Origin of the sequence: Cellulomonas algicola (genome assembly GCF_003851725.1) — a bacterium.
GTDB lineage: Bacteria > Actinomycetota > Actinomycetes > Actinomycetales > Cellulomonadaceae > Cellulomonas > Cellulomonas algicola.
Genome location: NZ_BHYL01000039.1, coordinates 1 through 9,384, shown reverse-complemented (window position 1 = coordinate 9,384; position 9,384 = coordinate 1). Strand labels below are relative to the sequence as shown.

Sequence of the window (9,384 nt, the reverse complement as noted above, 5' to 3'; positions counted from 1 at the left end):
CGCGCGAACGGTTGCCCCGCGCAGCGGACGGACGCGCCCGTCCGCTGCGCGGGGCTCGAGGCCGTCGGATCAGTCCTCGGCGTCGACCGCCCGGTAGAAGTTCCGCTCCCACCGGTGCCGCCGGATCACCGCACGCTGCTCGTCGGTGAGCCGCCGCCCGTCGCTCGTCGCCGCGTTGCGCTCGACGTTCCGCACGGTCCGCATGCCCGCGATGACCGTCGACACCGCTGGGTGGTCCAGCACGTACCGCAGCGCGACGTCGGGCAGCGCGTCCGTCTCGATGCCGAGGTCCTCGACCAGCGCCCTCACGTGCTGCTCGACCTGCGCCGGCCGGTCGCCACCGAAGTACGTGTTCCGGAAGTCGCCCTCCGGGAACGTCGCGCCCGCCGTGATTCGGCCGGTCAGCCCGCCCTCGTCGAGCGCGACGCGCACGATCACGCCGACGCCGTGCTCCTCGCACGCGCCCAGCAGCTGCTCCTCGGGCTGCTGGTGCCACGCGTTGTGGATGACCTGCACCGTGTCGACCGCACCGCTGCGGACCAGGGCGAGCGCGTTCTCCGGCTGGTAGTCGTTGATCGAGACTCCGAAGAAGCGGATCTTGCCCTCGTCCTTGAGCGCCGCGACCGTCTCGAGCCAGTCGCCCGTGCCGACCCACTCGTCGGACCAGACGTGGAGCTGGAGCACGTCGAAGTGATCGAGCCCCGACGCCTGCAGGCTCGCCTCGAGGCTCGCGCGGACGTGCTCGCCCGGGAACGTCTCGTCCGGGTGCAGCCCGTCCGGCGCGGGCCAGACCATGTTCTTCGGCGGCACCTTCGTCGCGACGAGCACGTCCGGGTGCTCCCGCAGGACGCTGCCGACGATGCGCTCGCTCTCGCCGTACCCGCGCGCCGTGTCGACGAAGTTCACGCCGAGCTCGATCGCGCGGCGCAGCGCCGCGACCGACTCGTCCTCCTGCGCGCCCTTCCACTGCGACGCCCCGATCCCCCACGCGCCGTACCCGATCTCCGACACCCTCAGGCCGGTCCGGCCGAGCTGGCGGTACTCCATGCAAGCTCCTCGTTGCTGTGTACGGCCGGCGTCCACCGGGCCGACGACCAGCCTCACCCCGCCGCGCGCGCGGCGCGAGCCGTCCGCCTCGCGCGTCGCCTACCGATCCGCGATGCCGTCCCACGACCACAGGCTGATCGCCGTGCGGCCGTCCGTCCGGGGGTCGTCGGCGACGACCGCGAGCTGCACGAGGACGAGCGGGGACACCGTCCGTGCGTGAGCTCGCGCCCACGCGATCGCGTCGACGACGTCGACCCCCTCGAGCTCGTACGTCGCCTCCTGGCTCGCCGGGGTGCCGTCGTCGTCGTGACGCTCCCCCGTCCAGAAGGTGACCCGGAAGACGGGGGCCGTGACCTCGTGCGTCATGTCCCGCGGATCGACGAGACGTGTCGTGACGGGTCGGACGTCGTGCAGTGCGTCGTGGTCCATGGGACCCAGCATCCTCCTGGGGAAGCGGACGTCCCCGAGATCCACCCCGCGACGGCCTCAGGAGAACGACGCGTCCGTGATCGTCGCGCGGAAGAACTCGCCCTCCTCCTCGGGTTCGGAGCCCGCCCACCAGCTCGCACGGAAGCGTCCGGGCATCGTCACGCCGTGGAACGTCGCCTCGGCGTCGACAGTCACGCCGAAGTGGTGCAGCGCGTGGCCGCGTCCGTCGGGGTCGCCCCACCGGTCCATCGTCACGCGGCGCAGCCGCCCGTCCGGTCCGACCTCGAGCCGCACACCGTGCTCGTCGCCGTCGATCAGCCACCGCCCGACGAACGCGTCGGGGTCGCGGTCCGCGGTCCACGTCGCCACGCCGAACGCCGTCGGGACGAGCACGCCCTCCCCGGCGAGCCGCCCGGCCGCGCTGCGCGTGACGTCGTCGCCCTGGGCGCTCAGCACCGGGACGACGCCCGCCAGCCGCCAACGCATCTCGCCCACGCCGTCGACGTAGCGGTCGAAGCCGCGCACGGGCAGCCCGAGGATCGCGGTCCGGGCCTGCCACACGAACGCGGAGCCCGGGACGATCAGCTGACGCGCGGTGAAGGGGCGCCACGAGCCGATCCTGATCTCGCCGTGCATCGTCAGTGCCGCCGAGCGGTGCAGCGGCGTGCCCTCGGCGATCGCGTGCCGCAGCCAGCGCCTCGTCGCCTCGGGAAGACCGGCGGTGCCGGCGGACGTGAACCGCGGCAGCGGTTCGCCGAGCCGCGGCCCCGGGACGTCGTCGAGCCGCGCACGTGCCGTCGGCGTGTGACGAGACACGAGACCTCCACCCCCTCCATCGGGACCTGTTCCGCACGGTAGGAGCGGGGCGGGACCGTCGCGCGAGTCGAAGGTCCCGCCCTCCGCGTAGGTCAGGCGGACGTGGCGACGTCGAGCACCCACGTGACGCCGAACCGGTCGGTGAGCATGCCGAACCCCGCGCTCCACGCGGAGGCGGCGAGCGGCTCGACGACCGTCGCGCCGTCCGCGAGACCGTCCCAGACGGCCTGCACCTCGTCGAGCGAGGCACCGCGGACGGAGACGAAGAACGGCTGGTCGGTGAGGGTGACGCCGTTCTCGCGCCGCGTCGAGCCCGTCTGCGCCGGGCCCGGTGCGCCGGGGACGTCGTACGCCATGACCCGGAACCCGTTGTCGGCCTCGACGAGCCCGAAGACGACGCCGTCGGCACCGGGCGCGTCGGCGGGCATGCCGAGCTCGGCGTAGGTGGTCACGGTGACGCGCCCGCCGACGGCCGCGGCGTACAGGTCGAGAGCCGCGCGGGCGTTTCCGCGGAAGTTGAGGTGCGTGGTGGTGGTGAGGGTCATGTCCGCTCCTGACGGGTGCTCGCCCGGGTCGATCCCGGTGACCACCACCCTTCCGTGCGTGTAGGTCAGGTTCGGTCCTACTTCGCCCCTAGGCTCACGGCATGGCGACGACGACCTCCCGCCTGCTGCGGCTGCTCTCGCTGCTGCAGACGCGCCGCGCGTGGCCGGGCTCGCTCCTGGCCGACCGCCTCGGCATCAGCCGCCGGACCGTGCGCCGCGACGTCGACCGGCTGCGCGCGATGGGCTACCGGATCGAGGCGACGATGGGACCCGACGGCGGCTACCGGCTCGAGGCCGGGTCGGAGGTGCCGCCGCTGCTCCTCGACGACGACCAGGTGGTCGCCCTCGCCGTGGCGCTGCAGGCCGCGACGGCAACCGGGGCTGCGATCGACGAGGCCGCGGTGCGCGCGCTCGGCACCGTGCGTCAGGTGATGCCGTCGCGGCTGCGCCACCGGCTCGACGCCCTGACGTTCACGACGCTCCCGGCTGCCGGTCGACCAGGTGCCGCCGACCCCGTCGCCCCCGACGTCCTCGTCGCGATCTCCGCCGCCGTCCGGGCCCACGAGGTCCTGCGGTTCGACCACGCCGACCCACGCGCCGGCACACCGGCGGCGGCCGGTCCGCCGCGGCGCGTCGAGCCGCACCACCTCGTCGCGTCGCGCAGCCGCTGGTACCTCGTCGCGTGGGACCTCGACCGCGACGACTGGCGCCTGTTCCGCGCCGACCGCCTCACCCCGCGCACGCCGACCGGGCCGCGCTTCACGCCGCGCGAGGTGCCGGGCGGTGACGTCGCCGCGTACGTCGCCGCGCGCTTCGCGGGCTCCGACGCGGGCGCGGGGGACGCGACCGGCGGCCCGCCCTGCCGCGGCACGGTCGTCCTGCACAGCCCCGCCGCTGTCGTCCGGCCCTTCGTCGGCGACGGGGTCGTCGAGGACCTCGGCCCCGACCGCTGCCGCCTCACGACCGGCTCGTGGTCGTGGGTCGCGCTCGCCGCGTCGCTCAACCGCTTCGACACCGACGTCGACGTCGTGTCCCCGCCCGAGCTGACCGACGCGTTCGCCCGGCTCGCCGCACGCAACGCCGCGACGGCCGCCGCCGGGCCGTCCTGACACGCGAGAGGCCCGCGACCCCGGGCGGGGTGCGGGCCTCTCGTGGCGTGCGTCAGGACGGGATCAGAAGTCCCAGTCCTCGTCCTCGGTGTTGACGGCCTTGCCGATGACGTACGACGAGCCCGACCCCGAGAAGAAGTCGTGGTTCTCGTCCGCGTTCGGCGACAGCGCCGACAGGATCGCCGGGTTCACGTCGGTCTCGTCGCGCGGGAACAGCGCCTCGTAGCCGAGGTTCATCAGAGCCTTGTTGGCGTTGTAGCGCAGGAACTTCTTGACGTCCTCGGTCAGACCGACGCCGTCGTACAGGTCCTGCGTGTACTCCACCTCGTTGTCGTACAGCTCGAAGAGCAGCTCGAACGTGTAGTCCTTGAGCTCCTGGCGCTCCTCGGCCGACAGCGCCTCGAGGCCCTTCTGGAACTTGTAGCCGATGTAGTACCCGTGCACCGCCTCGTCACGGATGATCAGCCGGATCAGGTCGGCCGTGTTCGTGAGCTTCGCGCGGCTCGACCAGTACATGGGCAGGTAGAAGCCCGAGTAGAAGAGGAACGACTCGAGCAGCGTGCTCGCGACCTTCCGCTTCAGCGGCGAGTCGCCCTTGTAGTACTGCATGACGATCTCGGCCTTGCGCTGGAGGTTCGGGTTCTCCTCCGACCAGCGGAACGCCTCGTCGATCTCCTTGGTGGAGCACAGCGTCGAGAAGATTGACGAGTACGACTTGGCGTGCACCGACTCCATGAACGCGATGTTCGTGTAGACGGCCTCCTCGTGCGGCGTGATCGCGTCCGGGATCAGGCTGACCGCGCCGACCGTGCCCTGGATCGTGTCGAGCAGCGTCAGGCCGGTGAAGACGCGCATCGTGAGCGTCTTCTCCTGCTCGGTGAGCGTCGCCCACGACTGGATGTCGTTCGACACCGGCACCTTCTCCGGCAGCCAGAAGTTGCCGACGAGCCGGTCCCAGACCTCGGCGTCCTTCGCGTCCTCGAGCCGGTTCCAGTTGATCGCCGACACGCGGTCGATCAGCTTCAGCTTCCCCGTGGGGGTCATGTCACGTCTTCCTTCTGGGCTACGAGCGCCAGCGCGAACTGGTGCTCGACGATCGTGTCGCAGTAGGCGCACCTGTTGCTGCGCACGCCCTTGTTGGTGTGATGCCTCGTGTGCGCATTGCGCTTGCTCGACGGCATGGGGCGCCCCTTCCGTGCTGCCGACATCTTCGCCCGCGTCTCGGCGCTCGCAGACCTCCCGAAGTTCGGGTTGCCCTCGCCCTTGCGCAACTCAGAGAGACGACGCCGTGCCTCGTCGCTCCACGTGGAACCGAAGGCCGGGTGCTCTGCACCGAACCTGCCGAAGTTGGGGTTGTCCGCGCCCACGTTGGTGCCCTGACGGTCCCTCGACCACCGCGCGCGCTGCTCGTCGCTGTGGCGCCGCCCGTAGAAGGGACCCAGGACGCCAGGACGGCTCACGCCTGGCCTCCCGGTCGACCGGATCCGCGCTGCCTCGCGCTGTTCTTCCGTCCAGACGACGCCTGTCGGCCCGAGCCCGCCGTCCGTCAAGTTCAGCAGCGTGTGGCCAGACGCCCTGAGATCAGCGATCCACCGCATCTCAGCCAGGCCGAGGTCAGCCCGCGAGGTGGTGACCTTCTCGAGGACGTCGACGACGACCTCCACGTCGTGCTTGCGCAGCCAGTCGTAGAACGGTGTCCGCCGACCAGCACGCGCATTCGCGCGGTGCCGGGTCAGGCGGCGCGTCGCCGACGACTCGGTGAGGCCGACGTAGCGGTACTCCGCCACAGTCGCGAGCCGAATGCCGTAGACGACGCCGACGACCGCCGGCTCGCCGACCTCACGCATCGGACAAGTCCCTCGTCACAGCATGCACGAGACGCAACCCTCCACGGACGTCCCCTCCAGGGCGAGCTGGCGGAGGCGGATGTAGTAGATCGTCTTGATGCCCTTCTTCCAGGCGTAGATCTGCGCCCGGTTGAGGTCACGGGTCGTCGCCGTGTCCTTGAAGAACAGCGTCAGCGACAGGCCCTGGTCGACGTGCTGCGTCGCCTCGGCGTAGGTGTCGATGACCTTCTCGTAGCCGATCTCGTACGCGTCCTGGTAATACTCCAGGTTGTCGTTCGTCATGAACGGCGCCGGGTAGTAGACGCGGCCGATCTTGCCTTCCTTGCGGATCTCGATCTTCGACGCGATCGGGTGGATCGACGACGTCGAGTGGTTGATGTACGAGATCGAGCCGGTCGGCGGGACCGCCTGCAGGTTCTGGTTGTAGATGCCGTGCTCCTTGACGGAGGCGGCCAGCTGACGCCAGTCGTCCTGCGTCGGGATGTGCACGCCGGCGTCCGCGAAGAGCGCACGGATGCGCTCGGTGCGCGGCGCCCACTCCTTCTCGACGTACTTCTGGAAGTACTCGCCCGTCGCGTACTTCGAGTCCTCGAACCCGTAGAACGCCTGCTTCCGCTCCTGCGCGAGCAGGTTCGACGCACGGATCGCGTGGTAGGCGACCGTGTAGAAGTAGATGTTCGTGAAGTCGAGGCCCTCGTCGGACCCGTAGAAGATCCGCTCGCGCGCCAGGTAGCCGTGCAGGTTCATCTGCCCGAGGCCGATGGCGTGGCCGCCGCGGTTGGCGCGCTTGACCGACGGCACCGACTCGATGTCCGTCTGGTCGGAGACGGCCGTCAGCGCACGGATCGCGGTCTCGACCGACTTGCCGAAGTCCGGGCCGTCCATCGCGAGCGCGATGTTCATCGAGCCGAGGTTGCAGGAGATGTCGCGGCCGACCTCCTTGTAGGAGAGGTCCTCGTTGAACGTCGACGGGGTCGACACCTGGAGGATCTCCGAGCAGAGGTTCGAGTGCGTGATCTTGCCCTTGACGGGGTTCGCACGGTTGACCGTGTCCTCGAACATCACGTACGGGTAGCCGGACTCGAACTGGAGCTCGGCGAGCGTCTGGAAGAACTCGCGCGCGTTGATCTTCGTCTTGCGGATCGCCGCGTTGTCGACCATCTCGTAGTACTTCTCCGAGACGTCGATGTCCGCGAACGGCACCCCGTACACGCGCTCGACGTCGTACGGCGAGAACAGGTACATCGGCTCGTTCTTCTTCGCCAGCTCGAACGTGATGTCCGGGATGACGACGCCGAGCGACAGCGTCTTGATGCGGATCTTCTCGTCGGCGTTCTCGCGCTTGGTGTCGAGGAACCGGTAGATGTCCGGGTGGTGCGCGTGCAGGTACACGGCACCCGCGCCCTGGCGCGCGCCGAGCTGGTTCGCGTACGAGAACGAGTCCTCGAGGAGCTTCATGACGGGGATGACGCCCGAGCTCTGGTTCTCGATGTGCTTGATGGGCGCGCCGTGCTCGCGGATGTTGCTGAGCAGGAGCGCGACGCCGCCGCCACGCTTGGAGAGCTGCAGGGCGGAGTTGATGCCGCGCGCGATGGACTCCATGTTGTCCTCGATGCGCAGCAGGAAGCAGGAGACGGGCTCGCCGCGCTGCGCCTTGCCGAGGTTGAGGAACGTCGGCGTCGCCGGCTGGAAGCGGCCCGAGACGATCTCGTCGACGAGGCTGATCGCGAAGTCCTGGTCACCCTCGGCGAGGCTCAGCGCGACCATGCAGACACGGTCCTCGAAACGCTCCAGGTACCGCTTCCCGTCGAACGTCTTCAGCGTGTACGACGTGTAGTACTTGAACGCGCCGAGGAACGTCTGGAAGCGGAACTTCTTCGAGTACGCGTACTCGAAGAGCGTCTTGATGAACGCGCGGTCGTACTGCGCGAGCACCGCCGGGTCGTAGTACTTGTTCTCGACCAGGTACTCGAGCTTCTCGTCGAGGTCGTGGAAGAAGACCGTGTTCTGGTTGACGTGCTGGAGGAAGTACTGCCGCGCCGCCTCCCGGTCCTTGTCGAACTGGATCTTCCCGTCCGCGTCGTAGAGGTTCAGCATCGCGTTCAGGGCGTGGTAGTCCAGCCCCGTCAGCTCTACGCGGGTATCTGCGACTGTCGCTGCCAAAATGTCCTCAATCCCTCGCGGACGCGGTGCACGTCCTCGTTCGTTCCCATGAGCTCGAACCCGTACAGGTAGGGGACGCGGCACTTGGCCGCGACGATGTCCCCCGCGATGCAGTAGGCCTCGCCGAAGTTGGTGTTGCCCGCCGCGATGACGCCGCGGATGAGCGACCGGTTGCCCTCGTCGTTGAGGAACTTCACGACCTGCCGCGGCACGGCGCCGCCCTCGTTGCCACCGCCGTAGGTGGGGACGACCAGGACGTACGGCTCCGTCACGTGCAGGAACGGGTCAGTCGGCCGCAGCGGGATGCGCCGGGCGGGCAGGCCCAGCTTCTCCACGAAGCGGTGCGTGTTGTTCGAGGCGGAGGAGAAGTAGACCAGCGAGCTCATCGGCCTGCTCCCCTCGCCCCGGTCGGACGGTCGGACCGTCGCTCTCGATGTGCGGTGTCGGTGCGGTGTCGGTGCGAGGGCACGGCGGAGCCGACCCTCTTCTGTGTCCGGTACCGGGGGCGGATGCCCGCCGGGCCGACGCGGTGCGAGTCCTGCGCCGGCCCGGGGCGTCCGTGGTGGGCGACCCGTCCGGCCGCCCGCGTGCGTCAGGCGACGGCGGCGGCCATGCGGTCGGCGAGCGCCTTGATGCGGTCCGGGCGGTAGCCCGACCAGTGGTCGCCGTCGACGATCACGACGGGGGCCTGGAGGTGGCCGAGCGACATGACGTAGTCACGCGCGTCGGCGTCCTCGCTGATGTCCACGACGGTGTACTCGGCACCCAGCTTGTCGAGCGCGCGGTAGGTCGCGTTGCACTGCACGCACGCCGGCTTGCTGTAGACCGTGATCGTCATCGTGGCTCCTAGTTCACTCTCGCGCGACGCTCCCCCCGGAGTGGGTCGCGATGGTCCGTGGGCCCCTTGCGGAGCCGATCGCGGTTCCCCCACCGCGTCGACTTCAACACTACACCTAGGGGTGCGACTCACAAGCCACCACTAGGGATTGTGTTACATCCGTGTCGTTCAACTTCACCCTGTGGAGAACCCAGGGTATCGCCGAGGTCCGACAGAGCCCCCGACCTGCGGGTTCGCGGACCGTCCACAGGCGTCCCCAGCAGCCGCACAGCACCGTGCACAACCGGGTCCACAAGGGCAGCGTCCAGTTCGCCCGGACGCGCCGGTGCGCGACACGCCGCAGGGGCTGCAGGACGTCTCGCGACGAATCGCCCGGACGGGTGACGGAAGCCCCGGCGGCGCCCGACGAGGGTCGCGCACAGGCCCGACCTGCCGCCCGACGACGGGCCGGGCGCGGCCACGCACGACCGCCTCGAGTCGTCGCCGGACACGCTCGACGCCGGGTCGCGTCCTGGGCCTGGACGTCGGGGCGTGGGTGGGCGCGTGATGACGTCGGGCCCCGGCGCGTGATGACGTCGGGCCCCCGCGCG

10 protein-coding genes are annotated in these 9,384 nt (G+C 70.0%); 1 reads left to right on the top strand and 9 read right to left on the bottom strand.

Features of this window, described 5'->3' with window-relative positions; translation table 11 throughout:
• Positions 1-69 precede the first annotated feature (69 nt).
• The 4 genes from CTKZ_RS02610 to CTKZ_RS02595 form a co-directional block, all read right to left on the bottom strand.
• On the bottom strand, positions 70-1,047 hold the full coding sequence (locus CTKZ_RS02610; RefSeq protein WP_124341475.1) for an aldo/keto reductase: 978 nt from the start codon (positions 1,045-1,047) through the stop codon (positions 70-72).
• Between the two features lie 99 nt (positions 1,048-1,146).
• Entirely contained in the window at positions 1,147-1,476 is a 330-nt protein-coding gene (locus tag CTKZ_RS02605; protein WP_124341474.1) for a hypothetical protein, read from the bottom strand.
• A gap of 57 nt (positions 1,477-1,533) precedes the next feature.
• Entirely contained in the window at positions 1,534-2,292 is a 759-nt protein-coding gene (locus tag CTKZ_RS02600; protein WP_200829623.1) for a DUF6544 family protein, read from the bottom strand.
• A 92-nt stretch (positions 2,293-2,384) separates the two neighbouring features.
• Positions 2,385-2,837 carry a VOC family protein gene (locus tag CTKZ_RS02595; RefSeq protein ID WP_124341473.1) on the bottom strand — a complete coding sequence of 151 codons (453 nt, stop codon included), beginning with the start codon at positions 2,835-2,837 and terminating at the stop codon, positions 2,385-2,387.
• A gap of 101 nt (positions 2,838-2,938) precedes the next feature.
• On the opposite strand from CTKZ_RS02595, the gene CTKZ_RS02590 reads away from it, so the two are divergent.
• The gene (locus CTKZ_RS02590) at positions 2,939-3,946 is read left to right on the top strand and encodes a helix-turn-helix transcriptional regulator (protein WP_124341472.1); all 1,008 of its coding nucleotides are present in this window, start codon (positions 2,939-2,941) and stop codon (positions 3,944-3,946) included.
• A gap of 63 nt (positions 3,947-4,009) precedes the next feature.
• Here the strand turns inward: CTKZ_RS02590 and nrdF are convergent, their stop codons facing one another.
• The 5 genes from nrdF to nrdH all read right to left on the bottom strand — a co-directional run bounded on the left by nrdF (position 4,010) and on the right by nrdH (position 8,794).
• Entirely contained in the window at positions 4,010-4,990 is a 981-nt protein-coding gene (nrdF, locus tag CTKZ_RS02585; protein WP_124341471.1) for a class 1b ribonucleoside-diphosphate reductase subunit beta, read from the bottom strand.
• Positions 4,987-5,793 (bottom strand): NUMOD3 domain-containing DNA-binding protein, encoded by an 807-nt coding sequence (locus CTKZ_RS02580; RefSeq protein WP_124341470.1) that lies wholly within the window; start codon positions 5,791-5,793, stop codon positions 4,987-4,989. The genes nrdF and CTKZ_RS02580 overlap by 4 nt, the downstream gene beginning before the upstream one ends.
• A 15-nt stretch (positions 5,794-5,808) precedes the next feature.
• Positions 5,809-7,956: a class 1b ribonucleoside-diphosphate reductase subunit alpha gene (gene nrdE, locus CTKZ_RS02575; protein ID WP_124341469.1), complete on the bottom strand. Its 2,148-nt coding sequence runs from the start codon at positions 7,954-7,956 to the stop codon at positions 5,809-5,811.
• Positions 7,926-8,342, bottom strand: coding sequence for a class Ib ribonucleoside-diphosphate reductase assembly flavoprotein NrdI (gene nrdI, locus CTKZ_RS02570; RefSeq protein WP_124341468.1), 417 nt, complete (start codon positions 8,340-8,342; stop codon positions 7,926-7,928). The genes nrdE and nrdI overlap by 31 nt, the downstream gene beginning before the upstream one ends.
• Positions 8,343-8,548: 206 nt before the next feature.
• Positions 8,549-8,794 carry a glutaredoxin-like protein NrdH gene (gene nrdH, locus CTKZ_RS02565; protein WP_013772638.1) on the bottom strand — a complete coding sequence of 82 codons (246 nt, stop codon included), beginning with the start codon at positions 8,792-8,794 and terminating at the stop codon, positions 8,549-8,551.
• Between the last annotated feature and the right edge of the window lie 590 nt (positions 8,795-9,384).

Coding starts and splice junctions, on each gene's coding strand:
- CTKZ_RS02610 (WP_124341475.1), bottom strand. CDS start 1,047: ATGGAGTACCGCCAGCTCGGCCGGACCGGCCTGAGGGTGTCGGAGATC.
- CTKZ_RS02605 (WP_124341474.1), bottom strand. CDS start 1,476: ATGGACCACGACGCACTGCACGACGTCCGACCCGTCACGACACGTCTC.
- CTKZ_RS02595 (WP_124341473.1), bottom strand. CDS start 2,837: ATGACCCTCACCACCACCACGCACCTCAACTTCCGCGGAAACGCCCGC.
- CTKZ_RS02590 (WP_124341472.1), top strand. CDS start 2,939: ATGGCGACGACGACCTCCCGCCTGCTGCGGCTGCTCTCGCTGCTGCAG.
- nrdF (WP_124341471.1), bottom strand. CDS start 4,990: ATGACCCCCACGGGGAAGCTGAAGCTGATCGACCGCGTGTCGGCGATC.
- CTKZ_RS02580 (WP_124341470.1), bottom strand. CDS start 5,793: ATGCGTGAGGTCGGCGAGCCGGCGGTCGTCGGCGTCGTCTACGGCATT.
- nrdI (WP_124341468.1), bottom strand. CDS start 8,342: ATGAGCTCGCTGGTCTACTTCTCCTCCGCCTCGAACAACACGCACCGC.
- nrdH (WP_013772638.1), bottom strand. CDS start 8,794: ATGACGATCACGGTCTACAGCAAGCCGGCGTGCGTGCAGTGCAACGCG.